Origin of the sequence: Pantoea sp. Sc1 (assembly GCF_000255315.1) — a bacterium.
Classification (GTDB): domain Bacteria; phylum Pseudomonadota; class Gammaproteobacteria; order Enterobacterales; family Enterobacteriaceae; genus Pantoea; species Pantoea anthophila.
In genome coordinates this window covers 2,462,623-2,484,694 of the sequence record NZ_AJFP01000001.1, presented here as the reverse complement: position 1 = coordinate 2,484,694, position 22,072 = coordinate 2,462,623, and the positions used below count along the sequence as shown (strand labels likewise).

Below are 22,072 nucleotides of genomic sequence, written 5' to 3'. Positions count from 1 at the left end.
GTTTTCGAATATGTCGGAACATGATCAACCCCTGAATGTCCCCAACGCCCTGCCGCTGGGTTACCGCTTCAATGAGTTTGAGATTAAAGAGGTCATCGGCGGTGGCGGCTTTGGCATCGTCTATCGCGCCTGGGACCACCAGCTGGAACGCGATATCGCCATCAAAGAGTTCATGCCCGCCTCGCTGGCGGTGCGCAGCGATGATCTCAACCTGGTGCTGCGCAGTGAGCGTTTCAGCAAAACCTTTCACGCCGGGCTGAACAGCTTTATCCAGGAGGCGCGGCTGCTGGCCCGCTTCAATCATCCCAACCTGCTGCACGTGCTGCGTTTCTGGGTGCAGAACGACACCGCCTATATGGGCACGGTGTTCTACAGCGGTACAACGCTCTCGACCTTCCGCGAACGTCAGCCGCAGTCGGTGAATGAGGCCTGGATTCGTCGCCTGCTGCCACCGCTGCTGGGGGCGATTAAAACCATCCATGAAGCGGGCTATCTGCACCGCGATATCTCGCTGGATAACATCCAGATCCAGAGCAGCGGTGAGCCGATCCTGCTGGACTTCGGATCAGCGCGTAAAACCATCGGCAACCTCTCCGATGAGAGCGAGACCATGCTGCGCCCCGGCTATGCGCCGATTGAGCAGTACAGCGACAACGATGAGAGCGAGCAGGGCGCATGGACCGATATCTACGCGCTGGGCGCGGTGCTGCACACGCTGATCACAGGCGCGCCGCCGCCGGTGAGCGTGGTGCGCAGTATCGAAGATAACTACCAGCCGCTGGTGCAGCGTCGTCTGGCGGGGTACTCCTCTGCACTGCTCAGCGCTGTCGATCGTGCGCTGGCGCTGAAACCGGAAGATCGTCCGCAGAGCATTGATGACTTTGCAGCGCTGATGGCGCTGCCGGAACGTGAACCGGAGCCGCTGCTCAGCGCAAAAATGAGCGGGCCGGGCACCATGCTGGTGCCGATCGAAGAAGAGGAGGCGGTCAGCCCCGACTCGCGACTGAAAACGCTGCTGGGCCACCGCTTTGCCCTGCCGGGCCTGGTGGCCGCGGGCGTGCTGGTCGGGCTGTGCGCCGGTCTGCTGATGTCGCGTGGTGATGAACAGACGGCCCCGGCGGAGACCGCACAAAACAGTGCGCCTGCCGTCACCGTCGCGCCAGTTAACCAGCCGGTGGCTGCGCCACCGACGCAGGCTGAGACCCCGCCGGATAGCGTTGCCAGCAGCCCGGCTCAGACAACCGCGCCAGCGCAGACCGCCGCACGTGAACCCGATCCTCAACCGGCCCCGCCAGCTGAACCTGTGGCTCAGGTCTATATCCGGCTGCAGCAGGGTGAACGGGTTCAGGTGAACGGTCAGCCGCAGGCGCTGGTGCCTGCGGTCAATGGCTTTGCTACGCTGCAGCTGGCGCCGGGCAACTACACCTTTGCCATCAGTGGCCAGAGCGGCACCCGTCAGCAGACGCTGAACGTCAGCGAAGAAGGCGTCTGGTTGCTTGATCCACACAGTTAATAGTCAGGGATTACTTATGTTCTCACGCATTACCGCGCAGCTGCCGGCGGACGGCCTGCTGTTCCACACGCTGAAGGGTACCGAGGCGCTGTCGCACCCGTTTGTGCTCACCGCCGAGCTGCTCTCCACCGACGCACGCATCGATCGCCACGCCCTGCTGGGCCAGCCGGTGACGTTCACGCTGCCGACCGACGGCCTGATGAGCGCGCTGAGCCCGCGCTACCTCAACGGTAAAATCACCCGGGTGGCGGTGCGCAGCCAGGAGCTGAACGGCACGCGCTACGCGTGCTACGAACTCACGGTGGAGCCGGACCTGTGGCCGATGAAGCGGGACCGCAACCTGCGCATCTTCCAGAGCCAGACGGTGCCGCAGATAGTGCAGACGCTGCTGAAGGAGTACGGGGTGAGCGTCGAGACGCGGCTGGCGGGCAGCTACCGGGTGTGGGAGTACTGCGTGCAGTATCAGGAGAGCAGCCTGGACTTCATCAGCCGCCTGATGGAGCTGGAGGGGATGTACTACTTCTTCCGCCACGAGGCGGACAAACATACGCTGGTGCTGTGCGACGCGCCGGACCAGCACCAGGCGTTTCCGGGCTATGAGACTATCGCCTACCACGTCACGCCGTCCGGCGGCGTGGTGACGGAGGAGGGCATCAGCCAGTGGTCGCTGTCGGAGAGCGTGACGCCGGGGATGTACAGCACCGACGACTACGACTTCCGCAAGCCGAACGCATGGATGCTACAGGCGCGGCAGAACCCGGCGTCGCCGGTGCCGGGCGCGGTGGACGTCTACGACTGGCCGGGGCACTTTGTGGACCACAGCCACGGCGAGTCCTACGCGCGCATCCGTCAGGAGGTGTGGCAGGCGGAGCACCACCGCGTCAGCGGGTCGGGCACGGCCACCGGCATCGCGCCGGGGTACACCTTCTCGGTGCTCAACGCGCCGCACTTCAGCGACAACGGCGAATACCTGGTGACCTCGGCGAGCTATGACTTCGCCGAGAACCCCTACGCCAGCGGCGACGGCGGGGAGAGCCGCCACAACATTGACTTCACGGTGCTGCCGTCGTCGGTGACGTGGCGCACGCCGCCGGAGACGCCGTGGCCGAAGACCCACGGTCCGCAGACGGCGAAGGTGGTGGGGCCGAAGGGGGAGTCCATCTGGACGGACCGCTACGGGCGGGTGAAGGTGAAGTTTCACTGGGACCGTCTGGCGAAGGGTGACGACACCAGCTCCTGCTGGGTGCGCGTGTCGAGCGCGTGGGCGGGCCAGGGCTTCGGCGGGGTGCAGATCCCGCGCGTGAACGACGAGGTGGTGGTGGACTTCATCAACGGCGACCCGGACCGTCCGCTGATCATCGGGCGCGTGTATAACGAGGCGAGCATGCCGCCGTGGGCGCTGCCGGCGGCGGCGACGCAGATGGGGTTCCTGAGCCGGTCGAAGGATGGCACGGCGGACACCGCGAACGCGCTGAGGTTTGAGGATAAGGCGGGTGAGGAGCACCTCTGGATTCAGGCGCAGAAGAACATGGATACCCATGTTAAAAATGACGCCAGCCATTCAGTCGCTAATAATCACAGTCATTACGCAGGTGGCAATGAGCTCTACCGTGTCGAAACGAACCGTGTCCACGGTGTAAAAGGTGGCGAAGAGCAGCTGACCGGTAAGGGCAAACTCGATGCGGTAGTCGATACCTATGTAGTGGGATCGGGCACTCAACTTCGCCTGGAATGCGGAGAGAGCGCTATCGAACTTAACGCGAATGGCCAGATAAATATCGTCGGCAAGGGATTCAATATTTTCGTGCAGGGCGATGGGCATATCACCACATCCGGCGGCAAACTGAATCTGAACACAGATGGCGCTAAACCGGGCACAAGCGCCCCGGGTTCAGGTCATAAACAGAACATCAGCCAGGCCGTAGAGAACCTTTTCCCGCCGAAGCAGAAAGGGCAGGCGGCACCCGCTGCGCCAAAGGCTGCGGCGGCACCGGCGCAAGGGGCGCCGACACTAAAAAACGGTGATAATTTTTCCAGGATTTCTCCAATAATATTAAGGCATGAAGGCGGCTATGCAAATCGTGCATCTGATAAGGGTGGTCCAACAAATCATGGCATTGCATGGAATACATGGAAAAAATACTCAAAAGAAGATTTAGGGGTTGAGCCGACATTAGAAAATCTGAAGAAAATTACTCCAGAACAGGCCGAAGTTATTTATAAGAAAAGATACTGGGACCCAAGTGGTTTTAATGACATTAAAGATCCTAAATTAGCTTTGATGTCCTATGACTGGAGCATTACATCTGGTGGGGCCGGAAAGCAGATTCAAAAACTGCTAAATAGCCAATATGGAAAAAATGTGAAGGTTGATGGTGTAATTGGGCCTGATACAATTTCTGCTATGAATAGTATTGAAGATTCAAGTAAGCTAACCAATAGCATTGCTGAAATCAGAAAGCAATATTATACTAACCTGACTATATCCGATCCTAAAAACTTACCTAATCTTAATGGCTGGCTCAATAGGGTTAACGATTGTCTGGATTTCAAAGGTTAATTAGATGAATAAATTTAGATTTAGCTTAGCGGTTTTGCTGTCAGTCTCTTCATTACCCCTGCTTGCTTCTGATGACTTTACTGGTCAGTGGAGTGGGCAAGAAAAAAATGATAATGGATCATTATACTCCACTCTAACGTTGAAATTAAAACAGGATAATAATAACATCACGGGTAGTTATTGTTATGTTACCAGGGGTGGCAACAAAATAGATTGTCCTGAGGATAATCTCAGCAACCTCAAAGGCACTGCAAATGATAAAAAAGCTTTGATTGAATTTAATTCTTCATTTGGTGGAGTAAAGGGCAAAGCAAATTTAGAACTTAAAGATGATAAAGTTTTATGGAAGTTAATAAAAGACCCTGAGAATGGCGAGTTTTACGCTCCAAAAACTTACGCGCTCGAAAAGGAAGTTAGCCATGAAAATTTAAAATCGGGCATGAAAACTTTTTCGACATCTGACTTTACCATTACTTTAGTGAATGGTTGTGGAGAGTTTTATACTGTATGCAATAAAGTTAAGTACCTAGGTCTCAGAAATAAGGATGGGAAACAGATTACTCTTGAAGGCAAAACCACGCAGCCTGTTAACTCAAATAAAGTTAATGGAATGATTTTCACTAATAGCGGCGTAAATTATATTGTGAACTTTGATCCGCTTGTGTTAAAAGTAACTCAGAAGAATAAAATGCTTGTAGAGCAAAGTGGTAAGTGGGAGTGATGGTTTTATTATTCTCAAACGAGTTTTTTTTGCGATTTAGATAATAATAACGTTGATTGATTTATGATGTTTATTGAGGTGGTTATGTTTCGTCTCCACCTCATACATATTATTGATGTGTTGATTTTTTTTTTGAGTTAATTAGATCGCGTTGAGTTAGCGAATGAAATTTTTCTTATTTTTGCAATTGCCAACTTCGATAAAAATAATGATCGTAAATCGCTTTTTAACCAGCTTTATAATCGTGCCTGTTCTTCTCTTTTTGTCCTGCATTGTCAGGGCTGAATCCGGCACGGAGTCGCTTGCTCCTGCTCTTAATGAGGGTGATTTTTCGGTTCTGCTTAATGACTATGTTTTCACGCCCGGTGATATGTGGAGTGACGAAAGCTTCATACGCGCAGGCGAGGCACTGAGCTCCGATCTGGCTGGAGAGGTAGTGATTGATAATCAGCAATATAAATATTTCCAGCATACCTATAACGGGTTTGAGTTGTTCAGCGCGACGGCGGCAGGAAAGGGAATGCACCCGATTCTGGCTGAGATTCTTTTGGAAAATGCCAGCGTGCCGACGGCCCGAAATATCATGGTTGGTGACAGCCTGGAAAAGGTTCAGCAAGCCTATGGACCCGGAAAAGAAGATAACAGTGATAATCAGCACTGGCTTGTTTATCAGTCGGGCAAAAAACAGTTGATGTTCCATATCGTTCAGGGAAAAGTCAGTGACATCATGCTGAAAACAGACCCGGGTGCAGAGCAAAGCGAAATCAGCCCTGACCAGGCTATCGGTATCGCCACCGAAGCCATTCATACCTGGCACCTGACCACTCTCGATGATAAATGCCTGCGTTACGATCTCGATGAAAGCCGTGAGAAAAACTTCTATATCATCACGGTCCGTGAAGATAATCGGGATATCAGTTGCGGTGGCGACCCTGATATTTCGCACCGACTTTTTGATATTAAAGTTGCGCGTGATAATACGCAGATACTCACTAACGCCGATAACGTTGATGGTGATTATCGCGACCTGAATTCTCCTGCCACAAACAATGAATAAGACGGACATCCGATATGCATTACCAATTCAATGAGGGCGCTTTTGCGCTTTTTCCTGCTGCCTGGCAGGACACCACCATGAACATTCTGCGCGATGAGGCCAGTGGACTGGCGTGGGTGGTGAGTCGTGGTGTTATTGCAGAAGGCAGTGATGCAGAAAAAGAATTTCAGCGTCAGTGGGACACATTGCGGAGCCAGATGGGGCACATTCAGCAGAGTGAATTTGTTCCTGTGATGGCCGGTGTGAATAACACCTTACCTGCGACAGAAGTTGAAACCCTGTTTGACCGTAACGGACAACAGGTGTGGCAGAAACAGCTGGCTGCACAGGTTCCTGAGTCGAACATCTTTATGATTTTTACGCTCTCCGCGATGCGCCCATTCAATGAGGAAGACGGTCAGCGCTGGCAGGCTTTCAAACAAAGCCTGAGTCTGAATACGCCACGGAAAGATTAACTTATGGATAACCATGCGGCCCGCGTGGGCGACGAGATCATTCACTCCAGCATTTTCGCTGATATTACCAGTGTCGTGGCTGAAGGGGCGGCTTATGCCGTCATCGGGGCTGCGGTAGGAGCGGCGGCAACACTGGCTGCGCCTTTACTGGGCGCCGGCATGGCGGCGGCCGGGGTTGCCGCTATCGGTTCCAGCTGTCTGCTCAGCGGCATCATTGGCGGTGTGTTAGCCAATGCTGCGGGCCTGTCGGACGACATCTCTGAAGCGGCAGAGGGGCTGGGCGACATGATATTCCCGCCTTCACCCGCCGGAGTGATCGCCAGCGGTTCAGACAATGTACGCGTGAATGGTCTTATGGCCGCACGCGCGGCCGGGATGATGACGCCGGGTGAGACACCGCCACCGGAACCGCAATCACCGCAGAGCTTCGCGGACTACGGCGGCATGCTGCTCTCTGCGGTGGGCCAGTTCGGCAGTGCTATGTGGCAGCCCACGGTCGCCTCCGCCGATGCGGGGACCTCTCCGCTTGAACAGGATAAAGTGGCCTGTGAAAAACACAGTGCGCCGCAGTATCTGGCTCAGGGATCGAAAAGCGTTTTTATCAATGGCCAGCCTGCGGTGCGGGCAAAGGACAAAACGACCTGTGACGCCACGGTAAGTGATGCTGTTTCCCCCAATGTCATCATCGGAGGTGAAACCGTTACGGTCAGAGAGATCAAAAGTGGCAAGGTGCCGGGTCTCGCGGTGATGATGATCGGCCTTTCGCTCATACGCGGTCGCCCCAGCCAGATCCTGAAAAATATGCCCTGCGCGCTGGCCGGTGCGGCGGGCGGCATGATGGCGGATATGTCCATCAACGCCGCCTTCTCATCGCTGTTCCCGGTTCATGCCGCAACCGGCGTCAAAGTCCTTAATGATGATGCCGAACGCGATTTCTCTCTTCCCGGCCGTTTCCCGCTCAGTTTTCAGCGCAGCTATAACAGCCTGACTCAGCGCGCAGGCCTGTTCGGTCAGGGCTGGGCCACGGTGTTTGACAGCTATCTGACGCTCGAAGGCAACCGGGCAACCTGGTTTGACGACAACGGGCGCGAGCTGAGCTTTAACGTTCCCGGTGAAAAAGAGGTGCTCTACAGCATCAGCGAAGGGCTGATGGTGCGGCGCAGCGAGACTGGCGATATCGCCATTGCAGATGACGACGGTGCGGTATGGCGTCTTTACCGGCGCACGGCCGCCGATCCGCAGGTGCTGCGGCTGGCGTCACTCAGCGACGAGTACGGCAACGCGCTGGAGACGGGCTGGGATGAACAGGCCCGTCTGGTCCGAATCCATGACGCGCCGCTGGCAATTGACGTCACGCTGCACTACGACGACAGACAGCATCCGCGACGGCCGACGTCAGCCAGCCATTTTGATGGCGAGCAGCACTGGCCTCTGACGCGCTGGACCTACAGCCAACAGGGCCAGCTTGCCAGCGTGACCGATGCGGCAGGCGTTGTTACCCGCCGGTTCCGTTACAACGACGACGGACTGATGGTCTGGCATCAGCTGCCCGGCGGGCTGGAAAGTGAATACCACTGGCAGAAGCTGGATCACTGGCGCGTAGTTGAGAACCGCACCAATAGCGGTGACGGCTGCCGCATGCATTACGATCTCGAGGCGGGCATCACGCGCGTGTCGACCTATGACGGTCAGCAGCGCGAACACCACTGGAACGCCGCGGGCCTCATTACCTGTTTCATCGATGAGCGGGGCGAGAAGTGGCGCTATGAGTGGGATGAAAACGAACTCCTGACGCGCCGCATCGATCCGCTGGGCAACGCGGTGAGTTTCACCTATGACGATCTGGGCAACCGCGTTGAAGAGAAAGATGCTGACGGCGGTGTGCAGGCGGTGCAATGGCTGTCACACCGTGCGCTGCCCACGGTAGTTGCCGGAGCGGATGGTTCCACGACGAAATACTATTACGATCCCCATCACGGTCTTGAGCGCGTCGTTGATGCGCTCGGGCAAAGCACGATCTATAAGCGGGATGAGTCCGGACTGGTTGTCGAGGAGATCGATGCAGCAGGTAACAGCTATCGCCGGGAGTTTAACGATGCCGGACAGGTTATCCGTGAAACCGACTGTTCAGGGCTGACCACGCGCTACCGTTATCATCCTCTGGGCTGGCTTAGCTCTGTCACCGCGCCGGATGGTGAAGAAACCCGTTATCACTATGACGCCGCAGGCCGTCCTCTCCAGCTGGAGCGCGCAGAGGGCTGGGAAGAGCGACTGCACTGGAGTGAAAACGGCCTGCCGCTGGCCCATGAGTCGGCGGATGGTAAGCGCAGTGAATTCCGTTACGACAATGTCGGACGACTGATCGCCAACCGCAATGCGCAGGGTGAGACGGTTCAGCGAAGCTGGGACAGCCGTGGCCGCCTCACGGCGCTGCAAAACGAGAACGGTGAGCAGTACCAGTTCAAATGGGGCGCAGACTCTCTGTTGCTGGCTCAGGTGGGACTGGATGGTGTTGCCACGCGATACGACTATGACGCGGCGGGCCGCACGCTATCGCGTACCTTTGCCGCCGGCCATCCTCAGGCCATCACCCATCATTACCACTGGAGTCGTGCGGGGCAACTGCTGGCGCGAACCACGCCGGAGGGGCAGACGCGCTATCACTACAGCGGTGGCGGCCAGCTCGGTAAAGTGTCGCAGCATCTGCCGCTGTCTGACACCGAGTGGAGCCAGCAGGCCGAGCAGGAGATTACCTTTAAATATGATGCGCTGGGCCGCATCGTTGCTGAACAGGGGGAGCAGGGCGAACTGGCGTGGGCGTATGACGCGCTGGGTAACTGCACGGCCTTAACCCTGCCGGATGGTCGCAACCTGAAGCAGCTTTATTACGGTAGCGGCCACTTGCTGAGCATCGCACTGGACAACCTGCCGGTCACCGAGTTTACCCGTGACACGCTGCACCGGGAACTGAGCCGGACGCAGGGCAGCCTGACTATGCGCAGCGAGTATGACCGCTTAGGCAGACTGCGCCGCCGTGACGTGTTCAGGGGTGAAGCACAGCGACCTGCGCCGCGCATCTGGTCCCGCCAGCGCGACTTCGATTACGGTAACAACCTGATCCGCGAAGAGCGTGACGATAATCCGTTCAGCCAGACGTTATGGCACTACGATAACGCCGGCCGGCTGTTGTCCCAGGACGGTGCGCAGCCGGGTAATGAGCAGTGGCGCTGGGATGGCGCAGGCAACCCGCTGGATCGCCATAGTGCCGCTCATGTCATGCACAACCGTGTCACCGGACTGAACGGTATCCGCTGGCAGTATGACATTCATGGCCGCACCACTGAGAAAGATGACGGCCAGACCCGCTGGCGCTATCGCTACGATGGTGAGCATCGCCTGACGGAGGTCATCAGTGAGCCGCGGGACCGTAACAAGCCGCGCACGAAGGTGAGTTTCCGTTACGATCCGCTGGGACGTCGCATCAGTAAAACCAGCCAACAGCTGTTACAGGGAAAACCATCGGGCAACGCAGTAACGACGCGCTTTGTCTGGGAAGGTTACCGGCTGTTGCAGGAAATCCACGACGGCACTCCGCTGACCTATGTTTACAGCGACAGCCAGAGCTATGACCCGCTGGCACGTATTGATGGTGTGGAAAGTCCGGAGATTTACTGGTTCCATAATGCGGCCAACGGGATGCCGGAGCTGCTGACTGACAGTGAAGGGCAAAAAGCCTGGGAAGGGATCAACAGCCCGTGGGGCAAACTGCTGCGTGAATCCAGCCAGCGGCTGCCTGCCGTGCAGCAGAATCTGCGTATGCAGGGTCAGTACCTGGATCGTGAAACCGGACTGCACTACAATCTGTTTCGATATTATGATCCGGACAGCGGACGGTTTACCCAGCAGGATCCGATAGGGCTGGCGGGCGGAATTAATCTGTATGAGTTTGCACCGAATGCTATAAATTGGATTGACCCACTTGGATTGAGTAAGTGTAGTTTAGCCTCTAAAATGGTTAAAGCGGTTAATGGTCGCATGCCAATAAATAGCAAGTTTTCAGGTAAGATGTACCCTATTGAAAGTCTGCCTGTTGTAATAAGACATAAATACCCGCATAGTGTTCCATTTAATCATGCTGGTTTTCCTGACTTTACCAGATATTCGATAAGAAATGTTCGTATTGAGCTTGGTAGAACTCGTGCTATTGATTTTGCCCGTGCAGATAAAGCTGCTGGATATGGCAGAGGTAATCCAAGGCCAAACGATTATACATGGCACCATCATCAAGATTCGGGATATATGCAGTTAATACCAACAGATATACACGCAGCAGTAAAACATACTGGCGGCATAGCTACGGGAAAGTGATTTATGACAAAAATACATGATTCAAAAAGTATGGTGAGCGAACAGGATATAGTTAATGTGGAGAATCAGTTAAGCATCAAGCTACCTGATAGTTATAGAGAGTTTTTAAAGAAATACAATGGTGGATATCCTCAACCTGACGGGTTTGACTTTGCTGACGGTGAAGATGGGTCAAGTGTTGATAAATTTCTAGAGGTCAGTGATTCAAAAAATGAAGGTCTCATAAATTACTTCAATACGTACAAAGAACGCATTCCTAAAAACTACATTCCCATTGCTAAAGACCCTGGCGGCAATCTTATTCTAATCGGTATCAATGGCGAAAAAGCAGAGGTTTATTTTTGGGATCATGAAAATGAAGCCGATGATGGTGATGTGCCGGGAATGCAAAATATGCATTTAGTTGCATTGAATCTTGATGATTTCATAAATAACCTTTATGAGATTGAAATCTAATAAAATCGAATCAGGCCGGAAAGATACAGTGGTTTTTTTCGGCTTGATTTTTTACTAAAAATGAAGCCTTTCGATGGTAGTCATGCTGTTTAACGTAGCGGGCGCATAAAAATTATAATTAATAGCTAATATATTATTTTTAGGGTGCTTTCGAGTTGTAAGGCTATGTATGGAGATGACGTTTTTTATTTTTTATTAATTAAACTCGCGTTGCTATTGACGTTGCAGGTGATTAACTTTGTGTGTCAATGGCTGTAATGTTTTATTTTTAAATTTCGATAATTTGAACTGACATTGAATATGGCAGTCGTCATGGATTTACTTTCCAACGGCCTTTGGTTCAAGGGCATGATAAGCCTTTTTGCCTTCTGCCCTAATTCATAATAAAGCTATCCTTCTTGTCTAAACATCTTCTTTTCCTATGACCCGCTCCCGGTTTAAGTCCCTCTGACGCTCACTTCCGCCGGAAAACCCACCCATCATCACTCTTACCTCTGACTATAACCTGCCGTTATACCCTCCTGCTAAACAAGCATTCGTCACCCTTCAGAACGCATGAAATAGTGGTTTCAGAACCTGATCTTTTGGCTGAAACGAGAGACAACATGCTAATTCCACAACCCTATTTACTCTTTCTTGGCGATGTGACCGATCCCCTTGCGGCAAAAACGGCGCGCGGTATTCATATCTGGCGGCCGGAGCAGTGCGTTGGCGAAATTAAACTGCCGGGCTGCACCGTCAGTCTGGGTCTGGATGAACTCGATATTCCCGCTGCCAAAGCGCGTGGCGCAAAAACCCTGGTGCTGGGTACCGCCAACGCAGGGGGCTATCTGCCAGCGCACTGGCTGGAAACCATCAAAAGTGCCATCAAAGCAGGCATGAATGTGGCCAGTGGTCTGCATCATCGGCTGGTGGATGAGCCGGAACTGGTCGCGCTTGCGCAGGCGTCGGACGTTGAGCTGTTTGACCTGCGCCATATGCGCCCGGCGCTTAATGTTGGCAGCGGCAAGAAGCGTTCAGGTAAGCGCATCCTGACAGTGGGCACGGACTGCTCAGTGGGCAAGATGTACACCTCCCTGGCGCTGGAAGCGGCGATGCGTGCACGCGGCATGAAAGCGGATTTTCGTGCCACGGGCCAGACCGGCATTCTGGTCGCGGGTGAGGGCATTGCTGTGGATGCGGTCATCGCGGATTTTATTGCCGGCGCTGCTGAAGCGCTGTCACCCGCGAATGACGCGGACCACTGGGACATCGTCGAAGGGCAGGGCTCACTGTTCCATCCCTCTTATGCAGGCGTGAGTATGGGGCTGATGCACGGCGCGCAACCGCACTGGCTGGTCATGTGTCATGAAATGGGACGCCCGCATATGCGTCATTTGCCCCACCAGCCGATGGTCAGCCTGAAGGAGTGCGTTGAAGCCAATCTGCGCGCTGCGCAGGTGACCAGTGAGTCGGTGCAGCTCGCAGGCTTTGCGATTAACACCTCAAATTACAGCGAAGAAGAGGCGCTCGCGTATTGCGCTGAAATCACCGCTGAGTTTGGGCTGCCGGCCACCGATCCTGTGCGTTTTGGTATCGACGGGATCGCCGCGCTGCTTCAGGAGCGTGGCTGAAATGAGAACATTGCAGATCGATGTGGTGGAGCTGCCGCTGGCGCGCCCCTTTGCCATCTCACGTGGAATCCGGACCGCCGTGACGGTCATCCGGGTCACCCTGGAGCAAAACGGGTTCATCGGGCAGGGCGAATGCACTCCGACGGCCCGCTACGGTGAGACGCCGGAAAGCGTGCAGGCGATGCTTGAAGCCGTGCGTGCTGACGTGGAGGCGGGCCTGAGCCATGACGATCTGCAACAGCGCTTACCCGCAGGCGCCGCACGCAACGTGCTGGACTGTGCGCTATGGCGACTCGACGCCGCACGGACGCATCAGACGCTGTGGCAGAAGAGCCGGTGTTCTCAGCCACCGTCGGTGGTGACGGCCGAAACCCTCAGCCTCGACACGCAGGAAAATATGGCGCTCGCGGCGGCAGAGGCCGTCTCACGCGGGGCCATCCTGCTCAAAATTAAGCTCGACCGCGATGCGGTTCTGGAAAAGGTGGCCGCGATCCGTGCGGCGGCACCGCGCGCCACGCTTATTATCGATGCCAATGAAGCCTGGTCGGGGCTGGACCTGGAGAGCCTGCTGGTGGCACTGAAGGCCTTCAGCATCGCGATGGTGGAGCAACCGCTGCCCGCCGGACAGGATCATGACCTGCAACGCTTTAAGCATCCCATCCCGGTCTGTGCCGATGAGAGTTGTCATACGCGGGCGGATATTGCGGAACTGCGCGATCGTTACGAGATGGTCAACATCAAACTCGACAAGTGCGGGGGCCTGACCGAAGCGCTGGCGATGATGGAGGCGGCCCGGGCGCAGAATATGCGCGTTATGGTTGGCTGCATGCTGGGTTCGTCACTGGCGATGGAGGCCGCCTTACCCGTCGCGGTCAATGCGGAGTTCATCGACCTGGATGGCCCCATCTGGCTGGCCGCCGACAGTTCTCCTTTTTTGAGCTACTCCCAGGGCCGCATCTGGCTATAACTTTGCGAGGCGACGATGACGGACACACGACTTACCTCTTCTGCAGCGCGCACAGCCTCTGCCTCTCCCGTACTGGCGATTCAGGATCTCAGCGTCTCGTTTCGGGGACGCAGCGGTGAGAATCAGGCTCTCAGGGGGATCAGTTTTGCTATCAATCCGGGTGAGATTGTCGCCGTGGTGGGTGAAAGCGGCTCCGGTAAATCTGTCACGTCGCTGGCGGTGATGGGCTTACTGGCAAGCGGCGGCCGTGTCGATCGCGGCAGCATGCAGTTTCGCGATCGCAGTGGAAACGTGCATGCGCTGGAAACGCTGGATGAGAATCAGCGTCGCGCGTTGCGGGGCCGTGAAATGGCGATGATCTTTCAGGAGCCCATGACCTCGCTGAATCCGGTGCTGCGCATTGACGATCAGCTTACCGAAGCGTTACGCGATCACCAGCAGTGCAGCAGAAAAGAGGCGCAGGCGCGCGTGCGTGAACTGCTGCGACAGGTGCGTATCGCCGATGTGGATCGCGTCATGAAAAGCTATCCGCACTCGCTGTCCGGCGGCATGCGGCAGCGTGTCATGATTGCGCAGGCGCTGGCCTGTGACCCGCAGCTCCTGATCGCCGACGAGCCGACTACAGCGCTGGATGTTACCGTGCAGGCGCGTATTCTGCACATCCTGCGGGAACTGCAACGCGAGAAACAGATGGCGGTGCTGTTTATCACTCATGATATGGGCGTGGTGGCAGAAATCGCCGATCGGGTGGTGGTGATGCTGCGCGGCGAAGTCATCGAGCAGGGCACCGTCTCTCAGATTTTTGCCGCTCCGCAGCACGCTTATACCAAAGCATTACTGGCGGCCGTGCCCAGACTCGGTGATATGCGGGAGCACAACTGGCCGCAACGTTTTCCTCTGCCGGGTGCCCGCGACGCGGTGCAACGCGAACAGCAGACCGCGCGTTACGACGTGGCGCCGCTGCTCGATGTGCGCGGGTTGAAAGTCTACTACCCGATCCGCAGCGGCATCTTATCAAGCCTGACGCACCATGTGCATGCGGTGGAGCAGATTGATTTCACGCTGTGGCCCGGTGAAACCCTGGCCATCGTGGGTGAAAGCGGCTGCGGCAAATCGACCACCGGACGCGCACTGATGCGGCTCATCAGCAGTGAGGCCGAAAGCATTCACTTTGAGGGAAGAGAGATCTCCGACCTGAAAGAGGCGGCATTCCAGCCGCTCCGCCGTGAAATTCAGATGGTCTTTCAGGATCCCTACGCCTCACTGAATCCCCGCCTGACCGTGGGTTTCACCATCGCCGAGCCGTTGCTCCTGCACGGTATTGTGAAATCGCTGGAGGAGGCTTCGCCGCAGATTGATGCGCTGCTGAAGAGCGTCGGCCTGCTGCCGGAGCATGCGCGTCGCTATCCGCATGAATTTTCGGGCGGGCAGCGTCAGCGGATTGCCATCGCCCGCGCCATGGCACTGAAGCCGAAAGTCATTATCGCCGACGAGGCGGTCTCAGCCCTCGACGTCTCGATTCAGGCGCAGGTGGTCAATCTGATGATGGACCTCCAGCAGCAGACCGGCGTGGCGTGGATCTTCATCTCTCACGATATGGCGGTGGTAGAGCGCATTGCGAATCGCGTGGCGGTGATGTACCTCGGCCAGATTGTGGAACTGGGACCGCGCCAGTCGGTATTTAATCACCCGCAGCACCCCTATACCCAGCGTCTGCTGGCCTCCGTGCCGGTAGCCGATCCTGAGAACCGTCAGCCCCGCCTTGTCGATGACAGCGAAATCCCTTCGCCGTTACGTAAGGTGGGCCAAACGGTCACTAAGCCCCGTTATCGACAGGTTGCGCCTCTGCACTGGGTCGCTGACGGCATTGCATTGCGATAATCCTCAACGACCAGGAGATTTCATGAAACCCATTTTTCGCCGTACCTCACTCGCCTTCGCCCTGACGACGATGCTGGTCTCTGCTGCGCAGGCGCAGGATCTGCGTATCTCCATGTATGCCGATATCACGGGGCTGGACCCGCACGACACCTCGGATAACATCAGCTACTCCGTACAGAGCGGTATCTTTGAACGCCTGTTCCAGTTTGATCCACAGATGAAGCTGCAACCCTGGCTGGCGACCGGTTATACCGCCAATGAGAGCGCGACCGAATTTACCCTGACGCTGCGCAAGGGCGTGACCTTCCAGGATGGCACCCCTTTTGACGCGGAAGCCGTCAAAGCCAACCTCGGTCGTCTGGCTGACCAGAAAAAAGGGCTGAAGCGCAACAGCCTCTACAAAATGATCGACAGGGTGACGGTGCTGGCACCCGACCAGGTCAGAATCGACCTGAATCAGTCGTTCGGGGCTTTTATTAACACGCTGGCGCACCCCTCGGCGGTGATGTGGAGCCCGGCGATCCTGAAGCAATACCCGGACGAAGCCCAGCTCCGGCTGCATCCGGTAGGAACCGGTCCGTTTAAATTTGTCGACTGGAAACCGGGCAAAGCCGTGACGATGGCGAAGTATGCGGGTTACTGGCAGGCGGGGTGGCCGAAAGTCGACCAGGTGATCTTCTCGCCAAGCCCGGAAGATGCGACACGCGTTGCGGCTTTAAAATCGGGGCAGGTGGATGCCATCTGGCCACTGCCGTCCGACCTCATTGCGGCGGTGCAGCAGGACAGCCATCTGACGGTGCAGCGCGACCCGAGCATCTATCTCTATTACATGGCGATGAACACGCAGCACAAGCCGCTGGCGGATGTTCGCGTGCGTCAGGCCATCAACTATGCGATTGACCGTAATCTGTGGCTGAAAGTGGCCTTTGCCGGTCTGGGCAAACCGGCCACCTCGGCTATGCCGGAAGGGGTGCAGTTCTATCAGAAACAAACCGACCCCGATTACCACTATGCACCCGATAAGGCCAAAGCCCTGCTGAAAGCGGCAGGCTATCCGCAGGGGCTGGATCTTAAGCTCTGGGTCACCAATGCCACGGCCGCCGTGCGAGCCGGTCAGGTGCTGAAAGCACAGCTGGCTGCGGTGGGTATTCGTGCCACGGTTACCCCGATGGATTCGGGAACGCGCAATGCGAAATTGTGGGGCGTGAAGGATCCGAAAATGGCGGAGTTTGACCTCTATTATGGCGGCTGGTCGACCTCTACCGGCGATGCGGACTGGGCGCTGCGCCCGCTGTTTGCCACCGAGTCCTGGGTGCCGACCTCCTATAATGTCTCTTACTTCAGCAACCCGGAAGTGGACAAAGCGATCGCCGCCGGGCTGGTGACGGCCGATGCGGCGAAGCGTGGCATCGCCTATGCGCAGGCCCAGACGGCGCTATGGAAAGCGGCACCGGTAGCCTTTCTTGGCACGCCAGACAACCTGGTGGGCAAGCGCAGCAACCTGAGCGGCGTTTCAATGCTGCCTGATGGCAATTTCATCTTCACTCAGGCGTCCTTTAAATAAGACGATTTCTTCCTCCACGCCCCTGACCCCATGCGGGAGAGGGGGCGTGGAAAGGCCCGTCGCACCTCTGTTTCAGGGAATCGCATGTTTGCATACATCCTTCGCCGATTGCTCGAGATGATCCCGGTTTTGCTGGTGGTCTCGCTGCTGGTTTTCGGCTTTATCAAGCTGCTGCCGGGCGATCCGGCGCGCATCTATGCCGGACCGGATGCGCCCATCGAGGCGGTAGAGGCGGCACGTCAGCATCTCGGGCTGAACGATCCGCTGCCGCAGCAGTATCTCCACTGGGTCGGCAGCCTGCTGCAGGGCGATCTCGGCATCACCTACCGCACGCAGCAACCGGTGCGGCAGGTGATCGCGCAGGGATTCATGCCGACACTGTGGCTCGCCCTCGCAGGGTTTACCTGGTCCGTGATCCTCGGCCTGCTCTTCGGCGTTCTGGCGGCGCTGAAACGGGGGAAATGGCAGGACTGGACATTGATGAGCGTGGCCGTCGGCGGCATCTCCATGCCCGCCTTCTGGCTGGGGCTGCTGCTGATCCAGTTCGTCGCGATGCCGTTTGGGCTCTTTTCAGTCAGCGGCTTTAACAGGGCCAGCGATATTGTCCTGCCTGCCATCACCCTGGGATCGTCGGTGGCGGCCGTGATGGCGCGCTTTACCCGTTCGGCCTTTCTTGAAGTGGCGCAGGAAGATTACGTGCGCACCGCAAAAGCGAAAGGGCTGCGAAAACGGCTGGTGACGTGGAAACATGTGATGCGCAACGCACTCATCCCGGTGATCACCATGCTGGGCCTGCAGTTCGGTTTTCTGCTGGGGGGCTCTATCGTCGTGGAGAGCGTCTTCAACTGGCCTGGTCTGGGCTGGTTACTGATTGAGTCAATCAAGGCGCAGGACCAGCCGGTCATTCAGGCGCTGGTGATGCTGTTCGTGTTTGAATTTATCGTGATTAACCTGCTGGTCGATCTGCTCTATGCAGTCGTCAATCCGGCCATTCGTCTGCGACAGGAGCCGAGATGAGTTCGTCAACACTGACTGAAAATCCGCCACAGATCATTCGTTCACCCTGGCGCGACTTCCTGCACGCCTTTGTGCGTAATCCCCTGGCGCTGGTGTCGGGCGGATTTGTGCTGCTGCTGATTGTGGTCGCCCTCTTTGCGCCCTGGCTGGCCCCCTGGGACCCGATGGCACCGGACTGGATGGCGTTATCGTCGCCGCCGACGGCCGCCCACTGGATGGGGACCGACGAGCTGGGGCGTGACCTGCTGAGCCGGATTATTTACGGCGCCCGCATCTCGCTCTATGTCGGGGTGCTGTCGGTCACGCTGGGCATGATCGTCGGGGTGATACTGGGTTTACTGGCCGGCTACTATGGCCGCTGGATCGATATGCTGATTATGCGCGGCGCCGACGTGCTGTTCGCCTTTCCCGGCATGCTGCTGGCCATCGCGGTGGTGGCGCTGCTGGGAACGGGCCTGAACAATGTCATTATCGCGGTCGCGGTGTTCAGCGTACCGGTCTTTGCCCGCATCGTGCGTGCTTCGACGCTTTCACTGCGACAGGCGGCGTATGTTGAGGCGGTGCGCTGCGCCGGTGCGCCAGACCGGGTGATTATTCTGCGGCATATTCTGCCCGGCACGCTCTCCAGTGTGATTGTCTATTTCACCATGCGCATTGGCACCAGTATTCTTACGGCGGCGGGCCTGAGCTTTATCGGACTGGGCCCGGAACCTGACGTGCCTGAATGGGGCAATATTCTGGCGATGAGCCGCAGCATGATGATGGCCGGGGCCTGGCACATGAGCGTCTTTCCGGGGCTGGCGATCTTTCTGACCGTGCTGGCCTTTAACCTGCTTGGGGATGCGCTGCGCGACACCCTCGATCCCAAACTCAAGGGCTGACGATGGATTTTCAACATGTGCAGCGCACACTGCTGCTGGAGCGCTGGCGTGAGACGCGTCAGCTGGGTCAGCCGCGCAGCGCCTGCGGACCTGCTAATCGCATCAGCGATGTGGCGGGCGTGCGGGTGGGCCACTCTACGCTGAATGCAGGCGAGACGCAGACAGGCGTCACCGCTATCGTGCCGCCGGGCGACAATCTGTTTCTGACGCCGCTGCCGTGCGGGGCAGAGGTCCTGAACGGGTTTGCCAAACCGGTCGGGCTGGTTCAGATCGAGGAGCTTGGCGTGCTGCAGACGCCGATTCTGCTCAGCAACACGCTGGCGGTCGGCACGCTGTTTACCACGCTGGTACGGGATGCCATCCGTCGCAACCCGGAGCTGGGGCGAACGCTGCCAACGGTCAATCCCCTGGCGCTGGAGTGCAACGATGGCTGGCTCAATGATATTCAGGCACTGGCTGTCAGCGAGGCGATGGCGCAGACGGCCCTGCAGACCGCCTCAGCCGACTTCGCACGCGGCAGCGTCGGGGCCGGACGCGGCATGAGCTGTTTCAGCCTGAAAGGGGGGATCGGCACCGCCTCGCGGCTGATCCCCTCGCTCAGCGCCACGCTTGGCGTGCTGGTGCTGGCCAATTTTGGCGCACTGGAGGCCCTGACGCTCGATGGCGTGCGGGCCGGTGAGATGATTGTGCCGCTGCTGCCAGGCCACACGCCGCAGCGCGATGCCGGTTCTGTCATCATCATCATGGCAACGGATGCACCGCTGGAGGCGCGACAGTTAAAGCGCCTGGCGAAGCGCGCCGGTGCCGGCCTGGGACGGCTGGGCAGCCACTGGGGCCACGGCTCGGGCGACATTGCGGTGGCGTTTTCAACGCAACCGCTGCCGCAACCGCCACAGGAGGAGCAGCTGGAGCCGCTGCTTGCCGCCGCGGCCGATGCCACCGAACAGGCTGTACTGGACGCCCTGTTGAGCGCGGAGGCCGTGACCGGCTTTCGGGGTCATCATCGGCCCTCACTGACTCAGATACTGGACAGGTTAACCTCATGAAAATTTTTATCTCTGCCGATATCGAAGGCATCGCGGGCGTTATGTGCCCGGAGCAGTGCACCCCAGGCAACCCGGAGTACCAGCTGGCCCGGGGGCTGATGGAGCAGGAAGTCAATGCTGCGATTGAGGGCGCTTTCGCGGGCGGCGCCACGGACGTGGTGGTTGCAGACAGCCATGCCCGGATGACCAACCTGCGGGCGGAACATATCGATTCCCGTGCCCGGCTGGTGCAGGGCAAACCTCGCGGGCTGTCGATGGTGGAAGGCATTGAACAGCAGCAGTTCGACGGCTTATTTCTGGTGGGCTATCACAGCGCCGCGGGTGAACCCGGCGTGCTGGCGCATACCATCAACGGCCGGGCATTCTGGCGTATCCATATCAATGGTCTGGTGATGGGCGAAACCGATATCTACGCCGCCGCCGCGGCTGAGCAGGGCACGCCACTGCTGCTGGTGACGGGCGACGATCAGCTGCAGGGCTGGATAGCGGAACACTACCCGACGGTCGATTACGTCTGTGTCAAACGCGCCATTTCTCACACCTGCGCGGAATCGATCAGCCCTCACGCCGCGCAGCGTGCGATTGCTGCCGCGGCACGCACCGCATTGCAGCATCAGCCTCAGGTGAGCACGACCCGCCTGACGGCACCCTACGCGATGCGGCTGCAGGCCAGCAGGCCGGTGCTGGCCGATCTGTTCTGCCTGATCCCCGGCGTCACGCGTCTTGATGGTGTCACCGTCGGCTATCGGGCGGAGAAAATGGCGACGTTAATCAGCCTGCTCAGTGCTTTCTCTTATCTGGCGACGACGCAGTCGTAGCGACATTACCCCGTAGATGTAACCCTGTCTGTGAGGCGGGTAACTGCCTCCTCTCTGGCTTTGCGGTACAGTTTTTGCAAGAGGAGACGATTCGCCTCTCCTCCGCCAGGACCTGATCAGGCCACCTGGCGAAGGCGCCTTTATTCGCTATTCCATCCAGGGTAAAAATTATGCGGCTCCGCCATATAGAGGTCTTTCAGGCCATCGTGCAGACCGGCAGCATCAGCGCAGCGGCGCGCCTGCTGAATGTGTCGCAGCCGAACATCAGCCGGGTGCTGAATCACGCTGAGCAGCAGCTGGGGTTTGCGCTGTTTGAACGCCGTATTCAGGGAATGAGCGTGACAGCAGAGGGGCGGCGCCTGCTGCCGGAAATCGATGAACTCTGTCAGCGCCTGCAATCCATTACCCAGCTCGCCGAACAGCTGCGGCGCGGCGAAGGGCAGTTAGTGCGCGTCGGGGCGGCTCACGCATTTGGTCAGATGGTGATGGCTCCCGCCCTGGTGACCTGGCGACAGCAGATGGCCTCTGTCAGCGTTGAACTGGTGACCGAGCATTTCAGTACCTTATGCCAGATGATTCTGGAGAATCAGCTCGATTTTGCCCTGGTTTTCGGTCAGCAGGTCGACGCGGCTCTGCTGGCTGAACCCCTGTTTCACTCCTCCATGGTGGCGCTGCTGCCACGTCATCATCCCCAGGCTGATCCCGTTACGCTGGCGTGGTTATGCGACAACAATCTGTTGATGATGCAGGCCCAGGACCCTTTAGGACGCGTACTCCATCGTGCGCTGCGCGATAAAAAACTGAACCCCGCCGTGTCGTTATCGATTAAAACCTACTCGGTCATCGCAGATATGGTGCTGGCGGGCGGCGGCGTGGGCGTCGTGGATCTCTTCACCGCCTGCCGCTATGCCGACCAGCTGAAATTGCTGCCCGTGGCCCAGCCCCTGCCGTTTGAAGTGATGCTGATCAGCCGGCGCGACCTGCCTCAGTCGCAGTCCACGCTGCAGCTCAAGCAGGTGATCCGCAACCGACTGTGGGAGATTGCCCGGCAGTGTGAAACGCAGTTTATCGTTGCCTGAACCTGCGTCGCAGTTCCGTTCTCCGCCATCATTAACCCGGATGGCTCACGAAATCTGGATCACCATGGTGCGCGCT

General features: G+C 57.4%; 16 protein-coding genes. All 16 read left to right on the top strand.

All coding sequences use genetic code 11. The features are described 5' to 3' along the window. Positions 1–10: 10 nt before the first annotated feature. The gene (locus tag S7A_RS11455) at positions 11–1,513 is read left to right on the top strand and encodes a serine/threonine-protein kinase (RefSeq protein WP_009090731.1); all 1,503 of its coding nucleotides are present in this window, start codon (positions 11–13) and stop codon (positions 1,511–1,513) included. A gap of 16 nt (positions 1,514–1,529) precedes the next feature. Beyond that, positions 1,530–4,073: a type VI secretion system tip protein TssI/VgrG gene (gene tssI / locus S7A_RS11450; protein WP_009090729.1), complete on the top strand. Its 2,544-nt coding sequence runs from the start codon at positions 1,530–1,532 to the stop codon at positions 4,071–4,073. A gap of 4 nt (positions 4,074–4,077) precedes the next feature. Continuing rightward, entirely contained in the window at positions 4,078–4,794 is a 717-nt protein-coding gene (locus tag S7A_RS21645) for a hypothetical protein (protein WP_009090727.1), read from the top strand. Positions 4,795–4,957: 163 nt separating this feature from the next. After that, complete coding sequence (locus S7A_RS11440) at positions 4,958–5,851, top strand: hypothetical protein (protein ID WP_237712315.1); 894 nt, start codon at positions 4,958–4,960, stop codon at positions 5,849–5,851. Positions 5,852–5,865: 14 nt separating this feature from the next. After that, entirely contained in the window at positions 5,866–6,306 is a 441-nt protein-coding gene (locus tag S7A_RS11435) for a DcrB-related protein (RefSeq protein WP_009090722.1), read from the top strand. A gap of 3 nt (positions 6,307–6,309) precedes the next feature. After that, positions 6,310–10,674, top strand: a complete 4,365-nt coding sequence (locus tag S7A_RS11430) for an RHS repeat-associated core domain-containing protein (RefSeq protein WP_009090720.1) — start codon at positions 6,310–6,312, stop codon at positions 10,672–10,674. Positions 10,675–10,677: 3 nt separating this feature from the next. Then, positions 10,678–11,130 carry an SMI1/KNR4 family protein gene (locus tag S7A_RS11425; RefSeq protein WP_009090718.1) on the top strand — a complete coding sequence of 151 codons (453 nt, stop codon included), beginning with the start codon at positions 10,678–10,680 and terminating at the stop codon, positions 11,128–11,130. A gap of 605 nt (positions 11,131–11,735) precedes the next feature. Then, positions 11,736–12,743, top strand: a complete 1,008-nt coding sequence (dgcN, locus tag S7A_RS11420; RefSeq protein ID WP_009090716.1) for an N-acetyltransferase DgcN — start codon at positions 11,736–11,738, stop codon at positions 12,741–12,743. A gap of 1 nt (position 12,744) precedes the next feature. After that, positions 12,745–13,710, top strand: coding sequence for an N-acetyl-D-Glu racemase DgcA (gene dgcA / locus S7A_RS11415; RefSeq protein WP_009090715.1), 966 nt, complete (start codon positions 12,745–12,747; stop codon positions 13,708–13,710). Between the two features lie 15 nt (positions 13,711–13,725). Continuing rightward, on the top strand, positions 13,726–15,591 hold the full coding sequence (locus tag S7A_RS11410) for an ABC transporter ATP-binding protein (protein ID WP_009090713.1): 1,866 nt from the start codon (positions 13,726–13,728) through the stop codon (positions 15,589–15,591). Positions 15,592–15,613: 22 nt separating this feature from the next. Beyond that, a complete protein-coding gene (locus S7A_RS11405) occupies positions 15,614–17,155 on the top strand; it encodes a glutathione ABC transporter substrate-binding protein (protein WP_009090711.1) in 1,542 nt (513 codons plus the stop codon). Positions 17,156–17,239: 84 nt separating this feature from the next. Further along, positions 17,240–18,172: an ABC transporter permease gene (locus tag S7A_RS11400; protein WP_009090709.1), complete on the top strand. Its 933-nt coding sequence runs from the start codon at positions 17,240–17,242 to the stop codon at positions 18,170–18,172. After that, complete coding sequence (locus S7A_RS11395) at positions 18,169–19,053, top strand: ABC transporter permease subunit (RefSeq protein ID WP_009090707.1); 885 nt, start codon at positions 18,169–18,171, stop codon at positions 19,051–19,053. The genes S7A_RS11400 and S7A_RS11395 overlap by 4 nt, the downstream gene beginning before the upstream one ends. Positions 19,054–19,055: 2 nt before the next feature. Then, the gene (locus S7A_RS11390) at positions 19,056–20,099 is read left to right on the top strand and encodes a P1 family peptidase (RefSeq protein WP_009090706.1); all 1,044 of its coding nucleotides are present in this window, start codon (positions 19,056–19,058) and stop codon (positions 20,097–20,099) included. After that, positions 20,096–20,917 (top strand): M55 family metallopeptidase, encoded by an 822-nt coding sequence (locus tag S7A_RS11385; RefSeq protein WP_009090703.1) that lies wholly within the window; start codon positions 20,096–20,098, stop codon positions 20,915–20,917. The genes S7A_RS11390 and S7A_RS11385 overlap by 4 nt, the downstream gene beginning before the upstream one ends. Before the next feature lie 170 nt (positions 20,918–21,087). Then, positions 21,088–21,996 carry a LysR family transcriptional regulator gene (locus S7A_RS11380; RefSeq protein WP_009090702.1) on the top strand — a complete coding sequence of 303 codons (909 nt, stop codon included), beginning with the start codon at positions 21,088–21,090 and terminating at the stop codon, positions 21,994–21,996. Positions 21,997–22,072 lie beyond the last annotated feature (76 nt).